The following is a 19356-nucleotide window of genomic DNA, read 5'->3' on the forward strand; positions in this document are numbered from 1 at the left end:
CCGTAAACTGATTCTTGTGCTGGCAACCGTTGTTGCCAGCACTTCAGCACAGGAAAGCCGGTCATGAACCTAGCGATTATTGATCTCGTCGCATTGTTGTTTTTTGTGTCGGTATGGGTAGGCTACACCCAGTTTGCCCGTATTCGCGCACGCAGTACCTATAGTCTTTCGCATATTCTGCGTCAACTCCGAGTTGACTGGATGCGCACCTTAACCCGTAAAGAACACCAAATCGCTGATGCTGCGCTGCTAGGTAATGTGGAGCGTACGGTGACTTTCTTTGCGTCCTCGACGGTACTGGTGTTGGCCGGTGTGCTGACCTTGTTAGCATCCGCTGACAAGGTGGTTGAGGTGATGCAATCCATTCCCTTTACGGCGCCAACTGCGCCTGACAAAGTTCAGTTTAAGCTGGCAACGCTGTCGTTAATTTTTGTTTGGGCATTTTTTAAGTTCACTTGGTCGATTAGACAATTTGGGTTTGTCTCAGTACTGCTTGGTGCCGCGCCACAATATCGCAGCACTGAGTTTACTGACGAGCAACGTGAAACCTTTGCCCGCCAGGCCGCTAAGGTTTTAGATCAAGCCGGACATGAATACAATAATGGGCTGCGTGCTTATTATTTTTCGTTAGCCTTTCTGTGTTGGTTTTTGCATCCCTACTTATTCATTGGGGCCACCACCGTGGTGATTTTTGTCTTGTACCGTCGCGAATATCGTTCACGCGTATTGCGGGCGTTATTAGCAACCAAAGGTTTAGAGCCAGGCCCCATTACGACAGATGGAGAATCATCGTGAGTTTTGACGTATTACGTTGGAGTGTGAGCGCTGCCTTAGCGGAGCGCCCAGATGCCCCGTTAGCGGCACTATTTCAGGGGCCTGCGCAGACAGATCCCATTCAGACCACACAAACCCTAAGCAATGGCACTGACGTAGCCTTTTGGGATTATGGCGTGATTGCCGTAACCCCTCCCGCATCGGTAGCAGCAACCAAAGATGTGGTGATTTCTTGTGCGGTACATGGTGATGAAACTGCACCCATAGAAATGGTGCGGGATATGCTGCAGGATATCTTGGCTGAGCGTTTAGTGCCTAGCCAACGTGTCCTTTTTTTAATCGCCAACCCGGCGGCTATTTTAAATGACTCACGCTTTGTGGACGTTAATATGAACCGCTTATTCAGCGGTGCTCATAGCCAAGGTGATACAGCCGAGCATCAACGTGCCAGCGACATTGAGCGTTACGTGAGTCAGTTTTTTAAACTACAGCAACGTTATCACTACGATTTGCATACGGCTATCCGTGATTCAAAACATGAACAATTTGCGGTATATCCCTTTACCCATGGTGAGCCCTATAGCAAACAGCAACTGACCTTCTTGGCAGAGTGCGGCGTGGATACCATTTTGCTTAATCGGGCACCAACCACTACTTTTAGTTACTACAGTGTGCAGGCCCACAAGGCCCATGCGTTTACCGTGGAGTTAGGTAAGGTGCGTCCGTTTGGGCAGAACGATATGAGTAGATTTGCACAAGCTGATAGCGGTTTGCGTAAACTAATAAGTACAGAGGCGTTAGAACTCCCTGAATTTAGCCCGAGCCGACATCAGGTTTATGACGTATGTAGAACCATTAATCGGCAAGCAGAACAGTTTGCTTTAAATTTTCCAGATGACGTAGCTAACTTTACTGAGTTTGCGCAGGGTCACCTGTTGGCTACCGATGGCGAGATAGAATACCGAGTGGAGCAGCCTGGCGAACGGATTATTTTTCCAAATGCGAACGTGGCGATTGGGCAACGGGCCTTACTTACCGTCGTACCTATCGCTTTAGAGCAATTGAAACTGGTCTGATTTTGCAGTTTTCTGACGTCTCTTGTTTGCATGTCAGTTAACGTAAAGGTAAAGTGAGCGCAATTTTTCTTACAACGAGAAAGTTATGGCTAAAGATAACCAACATCAGTTAGATATTGTCACCCAACCGAAATTTATTGACGGTTCGGCGTTAACAATTCCAATGCTACAGATCTTGAAAGAAGATGGTAGCGTGCAAGCTGGGGCCGACGTGCCAGACATGAGCCAGGAACTAGCACTGAAGATTTTTGACACCATGCAGTTTATCCGCATTCTGGATGAGCGCATGATTGCAGCGCAACGCCAAGGACGTATCAGCTTCTATTTGTCGTCGCTAGGCGAAGAAGCCGCCAGCATTGGCTCGGCTGCGGCGCTGAGCGATAGCGACATGATCATGGGGCAATACCGTGAGCAGGGCGCGCTAGCGTTTCGAGGCTTTACTGTAGAGCAGTTTATGAATCAGCTGTTCTCGAACGAGCGAGACCTAGGCAAAGGACGTCAGATGCCAGTGCATTATGGTACCGCAGCATTAAACTTTATGACCATTGCGTCCCCATTAGCCACTCAAATTCCACAGGCAACGGGTTATGCCTATGGCCAGAAAATGGATAAGAGCGGTAACTGCACCATTTGTTACTTTGGTGAAGGTGCTGCCTCAGAAGGTGATTTTCACGCTGCTTTAAACATGGCTGCCGTGTATAAAGTACCGGTTATCTTCTTCTGTCGTAACAATGGTTATGCGATTTCTACTCCGTCACAGGGCGAACAATATGCTGGCGATGGTATTGCACCGCGTGGTGTGGCCTATGGCATGAAGACCATCCGCGTGGATGGCAACGATTTGTTTGCAGTCTACCAAGCGACTAAGTTAGCGCGTGAGCTAGCAGTTGAACACAACGAACCTGTGTTAATTGAGGGGATGAGCTATCGTATGGCCGGCCACTCAACGTCAGATGACCCAACCGGCTATCGTACTCGCGAAGAAGAGAACGCTTGGCGGGCGAAAGACCCGGTAGTGCGTTTCCAAAAATGGTTAGAGCAGCAGGGTTGGATCACCACCGAGCAGGCGCAGTCGAACTACGATGAGAAAAAAGCCGCGGTGTTGGCTGCATTAAAGGCTGCTGAAACTGTGCCAGTACCGCATATCGATGAAATTATCGAAGATGTCTATGATACTCCTCCGAAACATTTGCAAGAGCAGCTAGAAGCGTTAAAAGCGCACATTCGCAAATACCCAGAGGCCTACCCAAAAACCGCATCGCGTATGGATGGAGGAGATAAGTAATGGCAAAAATGAACTTATTACAGGCCATTAATAATGCGCTTGATATTGCGATGGCTAGCAGCGATAAGGTTTACAGTTTTGGTGAAGATACCGGGGCCTTTGGTGGGGTATTCCGAGCTACTTCTGGCTTGACCGAGAAGTATGGCCGTCATCGCAACTTTAATACGCCGCTGGTGGAGCAAGGTATTATTGGTTTTGCCAACGGTCTTGCCTCGCAAGGCAGCTATGCCGTTGCTGAAATTCAGTTTAGTGATTATATTTTCCCAGCCTTTGACCAAATCGTGAACGAAGCGGCTAAGTTCCGCTATCGTTCAGGTAACGAGTTTAACGTGGGCGGTTTAACCATTCGTACGCCATACGGCGGCGGTATTGCCGGTGGTCATTACCATTCACAGTCTCCAGAAGCTTACTTTGCGCATACGCCGGGCCTGAAAATTGTCATGCCGCGTAATCCATACATGGCCAAAGGCTTATTACTGAGCGCTATTTTTGATCCAAACCCTGTCTTGTTCATGGAACCCAAACGGGTTTATCGTGCCTCTGTTGGCGAGGTGCCAGAAGAAGATTACCGGCTAGAATTAGGTAAAGCGGACGTTGTCAAAGAAGGTAAGGACATCACCCTGTTAGCTTGGGGTGCGCAAGTTGAAATGGCCGAGAAAGCTGCGGAAATGGCAGCTCAAGACGGTATTGATTGCGAAGTTATCGATTTGGTCAGCTTATTACCATGGGATGTTGACACAGTGGCAGCATCAGTGCGCAAAACCGGCCGGTTAGTGATTACCCAAGAGGCGCCTTTGACGGGTGGCTTTGCGAGTGAGGTAGCGGCCACGATTCAAGATCAGTGCTTCTTGTATTTGGAATCACCTATTGCGCGTGTATGTGGATTGGATACTCCTTATCCACTAAGCCATGAAAAAGAATACTTTGTCGATCACCTAAAAGTTTACGAAGCGATCAAAGCTTCGATGACCTATTAAGAGGCCCATGCTATGAGTAAAGATTTTATCTTACCAGACATCGGCGAAGGGATTGTCGAGTGCGAAATCGTTGAATGGTTGGTACAAGAAGGCGATAGCATCAAAGAAGATCAGCCGGTGGTTGATGTGATGACCGATAAAGCCTTGGTACAAATTCCTGCCAAAGAAGATGGCGTGGTGGCTAAGTTGTATTACGCCAAAGGTGATATTGCTAAGGTTCATGAACCATTGTTTGCCATTGCAGGCCATGCTGATAGCGAGTCAGCTAGTGCCGCTGAACCAGCGGCAGCAACAGAAGCACCAGAAGCAGCAGCATCTGCGACTGATAGCAGCAGCGTGACGGACTTTATTTTACCGGATATTGGTGAAGGTATTGTTGAGTGTGAAATCGTTGAATGGCAAGTGCAAGAGGGCGATGTCATTGAAGAAGATCAACCTGTGGTTGATGTGATGACAGATAAAGCTTTGGTACAAATTCCAGCGAAAGAATCAGGAGTGGTTGAGAAGCTTTATTATCAACAAGGTGATATTGCTAAGGTACATCAGCCCTTGTTTGCTATTCGAGTAGCGGGGGGCGCAGCTGCACCAGTAAGTGCAAAGGCAGTAACTGCAGCGACAGCTGAGCTTGGTACTTCAGAGCAAAGCACTTCAGAGCGCAGCATGACTGACAATAACGTGGCGGCACAACGTCCAGGCAAGGCTATCGCCAGCCCTGCTGTGCGACGTCGGGCCCGTGAGTTAGATATTGATATTAGCCAAGTGAAGGGCTCTGGCGCTAAAGGCCGAGTGCTTAAGCAAGATGTAGAGGCCTTTGCCCAAGGTACTGAAAATGCTGCTGCCAGTGCAACAGTAAATGCAACCGCACAGCCAACAGCAACCTCGAGTCAGGCTGTAGGTGGTAAGCGAGTAGAAGCTATTCGAGGCGTTAAAGCCGCAATGGCTAAACAAATGATGCGTTCAGTGAGTACTATTCCGCACTTTACTTATGCGGATGAGTTTGACCTAACTGCAGTCATGGCGCTGCAAAAACAGTTAAAAGAGCGCTACGCTGATCAGGGTGTTCGCATCACCATGATGCCGTTCTTCATTAAAGCTTTATCGCTGGCGTTAAAAGAGTTTCCGGTGATGAATGCCCAGGTCAACGATGACTGTACCGAAATCACTTATTTTGACGACCATAATATTGGCATGGCAGTAGATACTAAAATCGGTTTGCTGGTGCCTAATATTAAACAAGTGCAGAATAAGAGCATCATTGATATTGCTAACGAAGTAACTCGATTAACCCAAGCCGCTCGTGAGGGCCGCGTCGCCCAAGAAGATATGAAAGGTGGAACTATCTCTATCTCAAATATCGGGGTGATTGGGGGCACAGTTGCAACGCCTATTATCAACAAGCCAGAAGCAGCAATTGTGGCCTTAGGTAAGGTGCAAGAATTGCCACGCTTTGATGCGCAAGGGCAAGTGGTTGCACGTAAAATCATGACGGCAAGTTGGTCAGGTGATCACCGTATTATCGATGGTGGAACTATTGCACGCTTTAATAAGCGTTGGCAGGAGTTTTTGGAAGATCCAACCAGCATGTTAGTGCATATGATCTAGCTGGTAGCGCCAGCTTACTCTGAAGACCTTTCCTAAAGGATAAGAGCCGGCCTAAAAGCCGGCTTTTTTTGGATAAAAATTAAACTAGTGTTAGCTAGAAAAGCTTGTGATAACTTATATTGGTTGTCAGCAATTAAAGATTTTGTCATCGTTGCCGATAGCTCGCTATTAGATAATTAACCTTGTAACGGAATTCAAAAAAGGCGGACTATGGAATTTCCTCAGTCGATAAAGCAACAAACCTGCCGGGATTGTTTAAGCGGTAAAACGCTTGGTTTTGAAATTAAAATGGCATTTCAGCCGATTGTAGACTGGCACAAGCAGGCTATTGTAGCTTATGAAGCTTTAGTGCGAGGTCCTGAAGGGCAAGGTGCTGGCTGGGTGTTTGAACGCATCAACGATGATAACCGCTATTACTTTGACCAAGCCTGTCGGGTTAAAGCTATTGAAACAGCTGCACGCTTAGGGTGCCAAGCCTATCTTAATATTAATTTCTTACCTAATGCCGTTTATAGTCCCGAGACCTGTATTAAAGCGACGATAGAAGCCGCCGACTTGTATGGTTTTGATTTAACTAAGCTGGTGTTTGAAGTCACCGAAAGCGAACAGATCATCGATAAAAATCATTTGCAGCGAATTTTTAGTAGCTATTCTAAACGAGGCTTTAAAACGGCCATAGATGATTACGGTTCAGGCTATGCACGGATGGACTGGCTAGTGGATTTGCGGCCTGATATTCTAAAACTGGATATGCAGCTTATACGCGATATTGAGCAGCATCCGGGCAAACAAAAAATGGTCAAACAAGTGGTGCAACAATGCCTGCTACAAGGAACACAAATGTTGGCGGAAGGTATTGAAACACGAGCGGAACTTGATTGTATTTTAGCTTTAGGGATTCATTTGGTGCAGGGGTATTATTTTGCGAAACCAGAGCTGGAACATTTAGCTAGCGTACCTTTTTCTAGTCTTTAACTTGTCGAGTTATTCTTCATGAATCCAGTTCAGCTTTCTGGTTGGCGCCTAGGTTTAAAGCTACTTAGCTTTGGCGTACTTGGCTTAGTTGCTATGGCCGGCGCGCATGGCGCTTCACTCAGTTCGACATCAACCTCACCATCGACACCATCAGCAGCGTTATTAGAGCAGCCTCTAACTGCTAGCGCTATTGCCGAAAAGGCACTGGGGCAGTATGCGGTGCGTACGTGGAATACCCGTAATGGGCTCCCCCATAACTCAGTCAATAAAATAGCCCAAGCTAAAGATGGCAGTATCTGGCTTGCCACGTGGGAAGGCCCGGTACGCTATAACGGCCAGACTTTTCAAATCTATGCTGACACCGCAGAAACTAAGATGCCCGAAGCAGGCGCTCTTGATGTATCTATGTCACCTAATCAGCAGTTGATTCAAGTAGCGGGAACTCGCGGTGCGGTCGTGCGATTTGATGGGCAACGTTGGGATTACGTCAAAGTTGGTGAGGGTTATATTTTTGAAACCTTGATCGACCAGCAACAACACTTTTGGGCAGCCTCGACCGCAGGTCTTTATCAGGTAGATAGTAGTGGCCAAGGGCAACATAAATTGTATACCCAAACCGAGGGGCTACCAGCTGACTTTACCTTTCGTATTCACCAAGCCCCTCGTAGTTATCGCGAAAACGCCGGCGTATGGGCCGGAACGCGCTTAGGCCTCGCCTATTATCATGCTGCTACTGACAGCTTTGTCCAAGAGCCAAGTGTACCGGCTACTCAGGTGCGAGCCATGCTAACTTTGGCCAATGGGACGTTAGTGGTGGCAACCGATGAGGGCGTTTTTTTTCAACGTGCCTTAGGCGAACCGTTTCAACCTTGGCCCGTGCCGATTAAAGATCGCGTCACCAGTTTAGTTGAAGGCCCCAATGGTTGCCTTTGGGTCGGTACCTTTACGCAGGGTTTAGGCAGGTTTTGTCTTAATTCTGAGCAGTGGTTATCGGTAGAAGATGGCTTACCGAACTCACACATCAACGATCTTTTTAAAGATCGAGATAATAATCTATGGATTGCTAGCCATGGTGGCTTGGTGCAGTTGCGCAATACTTTGTTCAGCAGCTATACCCAAACTGATGGTATCAAGGGTAATAATGTTCGCGCTATTGCCGAAGATGCGCAGGGGGCGATTTGGATTGGTACCAATGACGGTATCAGTCGGCAGCAGGGCGACCGCTTTGTCGCTGTTGCGGGGCAATCAGATACCAACAAAGTTTCAGTGTTAAGCCTGGCGCGTGGTTCGGAACAGTTGATGTATGTTGGTTCTTATACCAGCGGTTTGTTGCAATTAAGCCAGCAAGGATTGAGTGCCAGCTTAACCGCAGCAAATGGGCTTGATAGTAACGAAGTTAGAATCGTTAAGGTGTTACCTAGTGGACATCTGTTGTTGGGCACCCCTGAAGGACTCAAGTTAGTTGCCGCAGAGTTCGGTAAGTTAACTGTCTTGGATAGTTTAAATTCCGCGAACGGTTTGCCAGGTGATTTTATCTCATCTATTACCATCGACCCCAATGGTGGAATTTGGCTGGGTTCAACGCTCACACTCATGTATTTACGCCCACAGGTGGCCGATCCACTGGCCCAGCTAGCGACTACGCCATCGTTTAATTTGTGGCAGCCCGAGGCAGTAGATCTACCAGCTTTTACTGGTGCGCGTAACGTCTTTGCTGGCGTGGTCCACCAACAACGTTTATGGTTCGCGACAGATCATGGTTTAATCACGCGACCCTTAGCGAGTGACGACTGGCGCTGGTTGTCGCGTCGTGATGGGCTGCCCTTTGATAAGGCTTTTTCGATTAACTTTGATAGTAACCATCATCTTTGGTTAGGGAGTTCTCAGGGGATCGCACGCTTAAGCCGCCAGACCCTTGATGGTTGGTTGAATAGACGTATCACCAACATAAGTTACCAGCGCTTTTCAGAAGCTGATGGCATGGTTACGCGGCAACTGACTACCGGTGGGCCTGCCTCTTTAGTGAGTGACACCAATCAGTTGTGGTTTGCCTCTGCACTTGGTGTGATTGCTGTAGATCCAGCCCAGGCGCAAGCGAATGATGCTGAGGGTAATAAGCCTGAGCCTGTATTGCTAGAAGCTATTAACGCAGATAAGCAACTGCTGCTAGCGCCGCAATACGACACAGCGCAGTCTGTCGATGACCTACAATTAACCCCAACTACGAAGCGTATTACCTTTTCTTACGTCAGCATGACCTATGCTATGCCGGAGCAGTTAGAATATCAAACGCGCTTGGTTGGTTTTGATGATGACTGGATAAATCGTGGCAGCGCTACCGCAGTGGAATACACCTCGTTACCTCCGGGTAATTATCGCTTTGAGGTGCGTGCACGCTATCTAGGTGGGCAATGGAATGAACCCACGGGTATCAAGTTTAGCCAACAAGGGCGATTCTTTGATCAACGTAATGTGTGGTACGCATTGGTGGTACTGGCATTACTACTTGGTGGGTTATTAGGCTGGCGCTTGACCAGCAAGCGCTGAAGCTTGCTGGTTCATCAAGCTATTTATCGATTGGCAACCATACGACGCACTAGCCCGGGAGCAAAGCGTTGTAACCATGGCGCCAGTTTGGATACGCCTGAGCCCACCACCACCTCAGCTTGTTGCTTAGCGATGGCGGCTAACGAGCGTTTGGCACATTCTGCTGCTGAAATGCCCCCAGCATTATCAGGGTCAGCATGACCCAACTCTGAGCCGTCACCAGTAAGGGAATTGTGCGCCACTTGGGTGTTGATAAAACCAGGTAAAATAGAAGTGACCACCAAACCATGGCTGGTCATTTCAGCCCTTAACGAGTCCATAAAGCCAATCACCCCAAACTTAGCACCATTATAACCACTGCGTAGTTTGGTTCCGACTTTGCCCGCAACGCTAGATACCGTAACTATGTGTCCAGCGCGCCGCTCCACCATCCGCGGTAACACCAATTTGGTTAGCGCAATCACGGCAAAATAGTCAATTTCCATTAATTGCCGATAGACTTTTAAGTCGGTGTCTAGAATCAACGAACGTTGCGAAACACCGGCATTATTGATGAGGATATCGATAACTTGATCACCCAAGGCCGCCTGTGCTTGTGCCGCCACATGCTCCGGCTGATTCAAATCAAGAGCCAAGATTTGGTGGCGCTCTGGATGAGCAAGTTGTTGCCGTACTTGCTCTAATACCTCAGCGCGACGCGAGGTTAGGATTAAATGAGCTCCGGCGCTGGCTAGCTGTTCAGCCATGGCTAAGCCGATGCCTGAGGAGGCACCGGTTAGCCACACGGTTTTACCTTGAAAGTAACTCATACCTGTTAGCCTGCAGGGTAAATGTAGTTAGCTTGAATACCTAGTGGGAAACCAATCATCCAGTAAATGATTAAGAAGGCGGACCACAGGATCAACAAAGTAAAGGTAAAGGGTAGCATCATAGCTACTAATGAACCGATACCAGTACCCTTCACATAGCGCTGACAATACAACACCACTAACGGGAAGTAAGGCAATAACGGGGTAATAATATTACTAACCGAGTCACCTACACGATAGGCAGCCTGAGTTAAATCAGGTGAGTAACCTAATTGCATCAGCATAGGTACAAAAATCGGTGATAACAGCGCCCACTTCGCAGACGATGAGCCCAAGAATAGATTGATAAATGCTACCAGCATGATCAAGCCAACCATGGTGACTCCACCAGATAACTGCAGTGAACTTAAGAACTGAGCACCTTTGATGGAGAGTAGAGTTCCTAGGTTAGAATCGCCAAAGGCTTTAATGAATAACGCACAGAAGAATGCCATGACCATGTAGTAGGCCATGTCTTCCATCGATTTACTCATGGCTTTAATGACATCTTGTGAGTTTTTAAAGTTACCAGAGATATAGCCGTGCACTATGCCTGGTACGATAAAGAGCAAGAAAATCAACGGGACTATCATTTGCATCAGCGGTGCCGCAAAAGATTTTAACTCGCCAGTTGGATCTGCTAATGGAGTATTTTCTGCCGTGGCGGCAAAGAACAGGGCAACTAAACCCAAAACCATGGTCAAGGTAGCAGCATAAAAAGCTTTACGGTCACGAGGCGTAACATCGTCTAGCACTGGCATATCTTCTTGATCACCATCAATTGTGGCGGTCTTCTTTAACCGTGGTTCAATCACTTTATCGGTTAAAAACCAACCCACAGCAACCACCACCAGCGATGATGCAGCGGTAAAGAAGTAGTTATTGAGCGGATTTAACTGAATAGAAGGGTCGTAAATTTGCGCAGCCGCTAAGGTATATCCCTGCAAGAGCGGATCGATAGCGGAAGGTACAAAGTTTGCGCTAAAGCCACCGGAGACCCCGGCAAAAGCTGCTGCAATACCAGCAAGAGGATGGCGTCCTGCAGCGTAGAAAATCACCCCGCCTAACGGAATAACCAACACATAACCGGCATCTACGGCGGTATGGCTGACAATTGCAATAAGAATGAGGACCGGCGTGAGCAGCATTTTTGGCGTGACATTAAGCATCAGTTTAATGGCTACGTTAATAAAACCACTGCGCTCAGCTACACCCACCCCAAGCATCGCAACCAAAACGACGCCTAAGGGCGCAAAACCCATAAAGGTATTGACCATGTTGGCGAGGAAGTCAGCCATTTTGTCGCCCGCCAGCAAGTTTGTGATTTCCACATTATTGCCCGTAAGCGGGTGGATAGCATTAAAGTTAATGCCAGCGAGCAGGTAACTGAGTACCCACACAATCACCAATAAGCCAAAAAACATGACGGCAGGATCAGGTAGTTTATTACCTACCCGTTCAACTTTGTCGAGAATGCGATTAAGCAAGGTAGACGATTCTTGCGAACCAGACATGAGAAAACCCCTTGTTGTATTGTTATTATGATTAAGACGAAAGTATCATACCCCATGTTCCTTCAACAACAAGATGAAAGTTATGATTTGTGGTACTGATGAGGCAGGGCGCGGCCCTATTGCCGGGCCTGTGGTGGCAGCAGCGGTTATTTTAGACCCTGCCAAGCCGATTGTGGGCATTAATGATTCGAAAAAGCTCTCGGAAAAAAAACGTGCAGCTTTGAGTCTCGAGATCAAAGAAAAAGCTTTGTATTGGGCGATAGCGCAGTGTAGTGCTAGTGAAATTGATGACCTTAACATTTTGCAGGCTTCGCTGTTGGCGATGCAACGAGCCGTGGCAGGGCTGCCAGTTGCGCCAAGTATGGTGTTAGTGGATGGCAACCATGTACCGCAGTTACAGGTGCCAGCCCAGGCAGTGATTGGTGGGGATGGCTTACATGAATGTATTGGCGCTGCTTCGATTTTGGCTAAAGTAGAGCGCGACCGACAAATGTTGGAGTGGCACCAGCAGTTTCCTCACTATGATTTTGCCAAACATAAGGGCTACCCAACCCCTGCACATCTGGCAATCTTGCGTGAACAGGGGGCCTGCGTCATCCACCGTCGCAGCTTTGCGCCAGTAAAGCGCGTTTTGGGTAGTGTTAGTTAGACAAAATCTTACATTAAAAGAAATGCTTATAAAAAATCTATCGGCTTTTATTTACACAATATTAACACTTGACTATGTTTAATTTAGCTTCGGCTACATAAACTAAGGAGAGTGTGATGAGAATATCTACAACTTATCAAGGGCTGCAGCAATCGTTAAAAGTGATGGCATGGGTTGCCTCTTTAACGTTACTTGCTGCGTGCTCTAGCGATAGCAAAGATGATGACCCAGTAACCCCACCACCGCCGCCGCCGCCACCACCGGCCAGTTATACTCTGGCTGGCACGGCAACGGGCTTGGCGGGCGCAGTTGAGCTTAGTGCTAACGACGAGAGTCTAACCGTAAGTGAAGATGGCGATTTTGCTTTTACCACCGAATGGGACGATGAAACTACAGTAGACCTAGCGGTAGTAGCAGCCCCAGACGGGCAAGCTTGTACGATTGATCCTGAACAAGTGACCTTTGCCGGGGAGGACATCACCGATTTAGCCTTAACCTGTGAAGACGAGGTGGTAGCTCCAACCTTTGCCATGCAATGTACAGTTGCTGGTAATAGTCGTGAACTAACGCTCAACTACAGCATTAATGGAGAAGCCTACAGTCAAGCGCTTACTACCGGAGATGTGCAGTTAGAGCAGCCGGTCAGCCCAGGTGATCAGGTGCAATTAAGTGTGGATGAATTAGTTGGCCATACCTGTAGTGTTACGCCAGCGGAATTTACTGTAGGTGAAACAGCGCCTTCCATAGAGGTAACTTGTTCAACCTTTGGCTCTGTCTCCGTGTTGGTCACTGACTATCAAACAGCCATGCCAATTGCTGATGCTTCGGTAGAAGCTTATGTATTCAGCGGCGAGGCTGGTGCTGTAATTGAAGACGATAGCGCCTATTTGTTACTCGACAATGTGCAAACGAACAGCGAAGGACGAGTTACTATAAGTGGTGTCGGCTACCAAGAGCGCCTCGTGTTACGCGCTGTTGCTGATGGTTTTGCTAGCCGTTCAGATGTAGCGCGTACCAGTACTGAAAACCCTATTACCAGTACCTCGGTAGCGATGATAGCTGTGGATGCTCAAGTTAATTTTGACGCCGCTGCAGCTACCATGGTAACGGTTACTGATTCACCGATGGCGGTTGATTTGCCAGCTAATGCGTTTGTTAATGCTGCCGGTGAAGTGGTGACCGGCGAGGTGACGGCGAAGTTGACTAATATCGATGCTTCATCGGATCCAGACATCATGCCCGGCGAGTATGAAGCCTATGATCCAGAGCAAGATGTGGTGCAACTGATTGAGTCGTTTGGTGCTATTGACGCTAGTTTTTCTGATAGCAGTGGCGGGGCCATTAACCTTGCTGAAGGTACCCAAGCAACTATCCGCATCCCACTAGCGCAACGGGCGACATCACCGCCGGCAACGATTCCGCTTATTCACTTCAATGAAGTGACTGGTATCTGGGAAGTTGAAGGCGAAGCAACCTTGCAAACGGATAGCAGCAGCGGCGCTCAGTATTATGAAGGTGTGGTTGGACATTTCTCCACCTGGAATGCAGATGTGCTGTTTGATTCGATTCGAGTGAATGGTTGTGTTTTTGAAGAAGATGGTGTGACACCGCGTCGCAACGTTCGGATCCGTGCGGAAGGGGTGAATTATATCGGTCGCTCTTCGGCTTATACCAATGGCGAAGGTGATTATTCGATTCGGGTACGGCCCAATAGTCAGATCCTTATCTCAGTGGATGACGCCAGTGGCATCAGTACCACCTTTCCGTTAGTTACTGGTAGTGAAGATATGACCTTGCCAGAGTGCGTGGTCGCAGTGCCAGGAGCCATGCGTGTTACTTTAACTTGGGGCGAAAATCCACGCGATTTAGACACCCATTTTATGGGACCTACCGTGCCGAATGGCGAGGCCAGCACTGAACGTTTCCGAATCTACTACAGCAATAGCAATCAAACCGTCAATGGTGTCACCATAGATTTAGATGTTGATGATACTTCGAGTTACGGGCCTGAAGTTACTACGGTACCAGCTTTCCCGTATCCTGGTATTTATCGCTATGCCGTGCATCATTACAGCGGCAGTGGCACTGTGTTCCAATCGCCTACGCGGGTAGAACTACAGGTGAACGGTGAGAACTACGTTTTCGCACCCAGCCAAGATGAAGATACCGATGGTACTAATGATACCTGGATCGCGTTTGATCTAGAGGTTGCTGAGGATGGCAGCGTTAGCGTGATTCGAGTGGATCAGTATGTACCTCGTGCTAACTCAGATATTGGCAATGATGGTGCTAATAGCATGATGTTGTTTCCTGAAAAGTCAGTAGACTAAGCGCTATTCTTTAGCACACAGAAAAGCCCGCATGCAGCCATAGTGGTGTATGCGGGCTTTGTTAATTGTGAGAACGGCTCTATAAACAGATGCGTTGAATTAACTCGCGCAATTGATTTTGTGCCGGAGCAATTTCATCAATGCGAATGTATTCATCAGGCTGATGGGCTTGGGCAATGCTGCCGGGGCCCATAATAATGGTCTGACAGCCTAACTCTTGCACAAATGGTGCCTCAGTGCAGTAATTAGCTGGTTCCGCTTGGTTGCCAGTAAGTTGTTGTGCGAGTTGCACAATCGTTGAATCAGGCTCACAGCGATAGCCAGGAATCGGCTCATGCATGTGTTCTAAACAAATAGCGCCAGGATACTTAGCTTTTACTTCGGCTAAACGTTGATCGATGATGCCGTATAAATCGCTGATATTCATGCCTGGTAGCGGGCGCATGTCGAGGTGTAATTCGCAACAAGCACAAATACGGTTAGCCGCATCACCGCCATGAATAGCGCCAAAATTTAGGGTCGGATAGGGCACCACAAAAGTACTATCATGATAGCGTTCGCGAAATTCATGCTGTACGACACGTAATTCCGTGATCACATCGTGCATCACTTCAATGGCATTGATGCCCGCGGCAGGATTGGAACTATGTCCGGATTTACCGGTAACCCTGATGGCCTCGGTTAGATGGCCTTTGTGGGCGGTGACCGGCACCATATTGGTCGGCTCACCAATCACCGCATAAGCGGGTTTTAAGTGGCCAAATGCATCGAGCTCACGAGCCCCAGCCATGGTGGTCTCTTCATCTGCCGTGGCGATAATATAGAGGGGCTGACGTAGCTTGGTTAAATCGATACCTCGCAGTGCTTCTAATACAAAAGCGAAAAAACCTTTCATATCAGCACTACCAAGCCCATATAAACGGCCGTCGGCTTCACGAAGTTTAAAAGGATCGTGAGTCCACCGACCTTCGTCCCAGGGCACTGTATCAGTATGACCAGCGAGCAGTAAGCCGCCGCTGTCGCAGCCGTCGGGTACGTAATGAGCCAACAAGTTAAATTTACCGGCCTGATGGTCGAGTTCATGCACATCGATTTGAAAACCAAGAGCTTCAAACCAACGGGCTAATTTTTCGATAACGGGCTTATTGCTGGTGTCCCAGCTGGTATCAAGACAGGAAACAGAAGGGATCGCAATAAGATCGCGATACATTTCTAAAAAACTAGGAAGCTGTGCCATAAATTGCTCCGTACGTCAGCATCATTCATGCACACAGCATACCTCATATTCTTAAAAAGGGTAGGGGCTAGGCTTAGAAGTGGTAGCTTGCTCGCAAGCGTAAGCCATCACCAAATTCATCATCCTGATAGCCGACACCAACCGACAGATTATTTTGGAGATAATAGTTCACCCCAACTTGATACTGATTGTCGGTACCAGCATCGCTGTAATCTACCCAACCCGCGCCAGCATACACTTCAAATTGGTCAATACGTTGACGCAGAATGCCTTCAACGCCCCAAAAACTGCTATCAACAGGGCCCCAGTCTACGTTACCAGCACGTACTCCAAGATCAGCTGTTAAGCCTTGGCTTAACCAAAAATAACGGGCTAATTTGATGCCGAAGGCATCGTTGCTTCCGGCAGTATCGCTATCAAAATTACGGTAGTAACCACTCACGTAATAAGGACTGCTAAATTCATAACTACCTTGGGCAATGATGCTATCACCACCATCATGATTGGTGATACCAATGCTGCCATAGTTGTATGCCGAATAACGAGGACTCGTTTGGGCATCATTACTGCTCTGAGCAAAGCTAGCTGAGCTGGCCATAACAGCCCCCGTTGCGACCACAGAAAGCATGATTTTATTTAGCAATTTCATCGTGATTCTCCTCACTTTTTTACTGCATTTTTGCTACACTACGAGCCTAACATTAGCAAGCGTAAGGCAACTTACCTAGTGGGTTTACTGAACCTTTACCCAGCCAGCCCCTTGGTTTTAAGTACTTTATTCGTTTAAATCTTGATGACACACCGCTTTGGATAAACAACCGATGAATTCAATACCGCACATTGATATGAGCCTGTATGGGCAAGATTTTGATGCATTTGCACAGCATGTTGGCGCTGGCTACGAGCAACATGGTTTTGTAGCTTTAACTAAACATGGTATCGAGCAACAGTTGATTGATGATGCACTCGATATTTGCCGTGATTTATTCGCGTTACCTGAAGCGGTGAAAAAACAGTACCATATTCCTGGCGGTGGCGGCGCACGTGGTTACACGCCATTTGGAACTGAGATTGCAAAAGATGCTAAACATGTAGATTTAAAAGAGTTCTGGCATGTTGGCCGGGAAATTGAAGGGGTTGCACCGTACAAGCAATTAACGCCGAACGTATGGCCACAAGAGCTTCCTGCTTTTAAAACCAAGATTTTAAAGCTTTATGAAGCACTCGATGCGTTGGGTTTACAGGTGCTTGAAGCTTTAGCCGTGTATCTAAAACAGCCTCGAGATTTCTTTCACGATAAAGTAAATTTTGGTAACTCCATTTTACGTCCGTTGCACTACCCACCCATCATCGATGAGGGCACACCGTCAGTGCGTGCAGGTGCTCATGAAGACATTAACGTGTTAACGCTACTGGTTGGCTCACGTGAACCTGGGTTAGAAGTCTTAGCCAAAGACGGTAGTTGGATTCCGGTGACCATCATCGAAGGCGCTATTATCTGTAACGTGGGTGATATGTTACAGCGTTTAACCAACGGGGTGTTGCCATCAACTACCCATCGCGTGGTGAATCCACCGGCACCATTCAGTGCAAAATCGCGTTACTCCATTCCATTCTTCTTGCACTTTAATCCGGATGTGATGATCACTCCGTTAGCAAGTTGTATTAGCGATGAAAACCCACAGCGATTTGAACCTATCAGCGCCGATGATTATTTGCTTGAGCGGCTGCGTGAAATTGGTTTAATTAAGTAAGCTAAATCTTAACGCTTGGGCATGAGTTGTGGTGTGAGTTTAATCTTAAATGGGAGTGGTAAGTTGATGTTGAAACGTATTGGAATAGGCTTAGTTGGGTTGCTCTTAGCAAGTTGTGCGCAGGTACAACAACCGCAGCCGTTTCAGTTGGCCGTAGCCCATATTAACGACCACCACTCGCACCTGGTGCCAAGACAGCGAACGGCTATCAGTTACAAAGGCGAAGATCACCGCTTGCAAAGTGGTGGTTTTGCCGCTGTGGCAGCTGCTATTGAAGACATTCGGAATAAACATCAGCATGTGTTAACCCTGCATGCGGGAGATGCTATTACCGGCACTTTGTTTTATACCCTGTTTAATGGTGAAGCAGATGCGGCACTCATGAACCATGTGTGCTTTGATGCTTTTGCCTTGGGTAACCACGAGTTTGATAGTGGTGACAAAGGCTTGAAAACCTTCTTGGATTTTTTAGCGATGAGCGACTGTAGCACGGTGGTGCTAGGTGCTAATGTTGAGCCAGAAGTAGGAGTCTCACCGCTTACGCCAAAAACGCGCTGGGACAGCTTTCAGCCCTATACGATTTTCAATGTTGGCGGCGAGAAAGTAGGCCTGATCGGGCTCGATATTGCTGTTAAAACGAAAAACTCATCGCAACCCGATGCAACCACTACGTTTGCTGATGAATACACTACAGCCGCTTACTATGTTGCTGAATTGCAGCGGCTGGGGGTTGAAAAGATTGGCTTGCTAACTCACATTCAATATCGCAACGATTTGACTTTAGCTGAGAAGTTACCTGCTATTGATTTTATTGTCGGTGGTGATTCACACACCTTGCTTGGCGACTACGCACGGTTTGGTTTACCTAGTGTTGGCCCCTACCCGATGCAAACAGTGAATCTTGATGGTGACCCAGTGTGTGTCGTTCACGCGTGGGAATATAGCCAAGTGGTGGGTGAGTTAGTGATAGACTTTAACGGTGATCAAGTAGCGAGCTGTGGCGGTCAATCACACCTTTTATTAAGCCCAGATGCGCCCCATGCATTAGCCCAATTACCGCAATTTTGGGCAAAAGCAGGGGATAGCGAAGTAACTGAGCTGTTAAGCGGCTATCAGGTTCAGTTAGAAGAATTAACCATGCAGGTTATCGCTGACGTACCTGAACGTTTGTGTCTTAAGCGGATGGGTCCAGTACCCGCGCAATGTGGGCCAGGAACTTATTCAGATGCTCACCGCGTTGTCGCTGAGGCTTTTCTAGCAAGTGCGCCACAAGCTGATTTCGCTCTACAAAATGGCGGTGGCGTGCGTAACGAAATTAAATCAGGCCGTTTTACTGTCGCCGATGCCTATGGTCTTTTACCCTTCTCCAACACTTTGGTAGAAGTGCAGATTAGCGGGGCAGAACTGCGTCAGGTACTCGAGCAAGCATTAGCTTATGCCATCTCCGCTGGTGGCTCTGATGGTGCCTATCCGCATGGTGCGGGGGTAAGATTTGCGGTTGATATGAAGCAACCCGAAGGGCAGCGTGTTAGTCAGCTCGCTGTGCAAAATCGCCGCAGCAAGGCTTGGCAGCCAGTACAGCCAGAGCAAACTTATATCATGATCACCAACAGCTTTTTAGCCGGTGGTAATGATGGTTGGAAGTTGCTGGCTGATTTGCAAGCACAAGGCCGCGTTAACGATACTTACGTAAATTATGCGCAGTCGTTTGTAGACTGGGCGCGAGTACAACAAACCATTAAACGACCTAGCGAGCATAGTACTCTTAGCTACCAGCCGGTGCAGTAA

At 47.9% G+C, this 19356-nt stretch carries 15 protein-coding genes; 11 read left to right on the plus strand and 4 right to left on the minus strand.

The genetic code is table 11. The features are described from left to right. Positions 1–63 precede the first annotated feature (63 nt). The 7 genes from KGF88_RS02590 to KGF88_RS02620 all read left to right on the plus strand — a co-directional run bounded on the left by KGF88_RS02590 (position 64) and on the right by KGF88_RS02620 (position 9236). Positions 64–795: a DUF599 domain-containing protein gene (locus KGF88_RS02590; protein ID WP_110075421.1), complete on the plus strand. Its 732-nt coding sequence runs from the start codon at positions 64–66 to the stop codon at positions 793–795. After that, positions 792–1850: a succinylglutamate desuccinylase gene (astE, locus tag KGF88_RS02595; protein WP_257119956.1), complete on the plus strand. Its 1059-nt coding sequence runs from the start codon at positions 792–794 to the stop codon at positions 1848–1850. The genes KGF88_RS02590 and astE overlap by 4 nt, the downstream gene beginning before the upstream one ends. 85 nt (positions 1851–1935) lie before the next feature. After that, on the plus strand, positions 1936–3135 hold the full coding sequence (locus KGF88_RS02600; protein WP_110075420.1) for a thiamine pyrophosphate-dependent dehydrogenase E1 component subunit alpha: 1200 nt from the start codon (positions 1936–1938) through the stop codon (positions 3133–3135). Beyond that, positions 3135–4112: an alpha-ketoacid dehydrogenase subunit beta gene (locus tag KGF88_RS02605; protein WP_153826973.1), complete on the plus strand. Its 978-nt coding sequence runs from the start codon at positions 3135–3137 to the stop codon at positions 4110–4112. Before KGF88_RS02600 ends, KGF88_RS02605 begins: the two co-directional genes overlap by 1 nt. Before the next feature lie 12 nt (positions 4113–4124). Next, the gene (locus KGF88_RS02610) at positions 4125–5714 is read left to right on the plus strand and encodes a dihydrolipoyllysine-residue acetyltransferase (RefSeq protein ID WP_153826974.1); all 1590 of its coding nucleotides are present in this window, start codon (positions 4125–4127) and stop codon (positions 5712–5714) included. A gap of 210 nt (positions 5715–5924) precedes the next feature. Then, the gene (locus KGF88_RS02615; protein WP_153826975.1) at positions 5925–6689 is read left to right on the plus strand and encodes an EAL domain-containing protein; all 765 of its coding nucleotides are present in this window, start codon (positions 5925–5927) and stop codon (positions 6687–6689) included. 18 nt (positions 6690–6707) lie between these two features. Further along, positions 6708–9236, plus strand: coding sequence for a ligand-binding sensor domain-containing protein (locus tag KGF88_RS02620; RefSeq protein ID WP_153826976.1), 2529 nt, complete (start codon positions 6708–6710; stop codon positions 9234–9236). Between the two features lie 23 nt (positions 9237–9259). Here the strand turns inward: KGF88_RS02620 and KGF88_RS02625 are convergent, their stop codons facing one another. Further along, positions 9260–10045, minus strand: coding sequence for an SDR family oxidoreductase (locus KGF88_RS02625; RefSeq protein WP_153826977.1), 786 nt, complete (start codon positions 10043–10045; stop codon positions 9260–9262). A gap of 5 nt (positions 10046–10050) precedes the next feature. After that, complete coding sequence (locus KGF88_RS02630; protein WP_110075414.1) at positions 10051–11598, minus strand: AbgT family transporter; 1548 nt, start codon at positions 11596–11598, stop codon at positions 10051–10053. Positions 11599–11671: 73 nt separating this feature from the next. Between KGF88_RS02630 and rnhB the strand changes: the two genes are divergently transcribed. Together rnhB and KGF88_RS02640 are read left to right on the plus strand one after the other, a co-directional pair. Next, positions 11672–12247: a ribonuclease HII gene (gene rnhB, locus KGF88_RS02635; protein ID WP_257119957.1), complete on the plus strand. Its 576-nt coding sequence runs from the start codon at positions 11672–11674 to the stop codon at positions 12245–12247. A 116-nt stretch (positions 12248–12363) separates the two neighbouring features. Beyond that, positions 12364–14577 (plus strand): YfaP family protein, encoded by a 2214-nt coding sequence (locus tag KGF88_RS02640; protein WP_153826978.1) that lies wholly within the window; start codon positions 12364–12366, stop codon positions 14575–14577. Between the two features lie 79 nt (positions 14578–14656). Here KGF88_RS02640 and argE read toward each other — a convergent pair whose 3' ends face one another. Together argE and KGF88_RS02650 are read right to left on the minus strand one after the other, a co-directional pair. Continuing rightward, entirely contained in the window at positions 14657–15814 is a 1158-nt protein-coding gene (gene argE / locus KGF88_RS02645) for an acetylornithine deacetylase (RefSeq protein WP_153826979.1), read from the minus strand. 73 nt (positions 15815–15887) lie between these two features. Continuing rightward, the gene (locus KGF88_RS02650; RefSeq protein WP_153826980.1) at positions 15888–16463 is read right to left on the minus strand and encodes a hypothetical protein; all 576 of its coding nucleotides are present in this window, start codon (positions 16461–16463) and stop codon (positions 15888–15890) included. 172 nt (positions 16464–16635) lie between these two features. On the opposite strand from KGF88_RS02650, the gene KGF88_RS02655 reads away from it, so the two are divergent. Both KGF88_RS02655 and KGF88_RS02660 read left to right on the plus strand, forming a co-directional pair. Next, positions 16636–17568, plus strand: coding sequence for an isopenicillin N synthase family dioxygenase (locus KGF88_RS02655; protein WP_110075409.1), 933 nt, complete (start codon positions 16636–16638; stop codon positions 17566–17568). 66 nt (positions 17569–17634) lie between these two features. After that, the gene (locus KGF88_RS02660) at positions 17635–19356 is read left to right on the plus strand and encodes a 5'-nucleotidase C-terminal domain-containing protein (protein ID WP_228759551.1); all 1722 of its coding nucleotides are present in this window, start codon (positions 17635–17637) and stop codon (positions 19354–19356) included.

The organism is Idiomarina loihiensis, assembly GCF_024584785.1.
In the GTDB taxonomy this organism is placed as follows: domain Bacteria; phylum Pseudomonadota; class Gammaproteobacteria; order Enterobacterales; family Alteromonadaceae; genus Pseudidiomarina; species Pseudidiomarina fusca.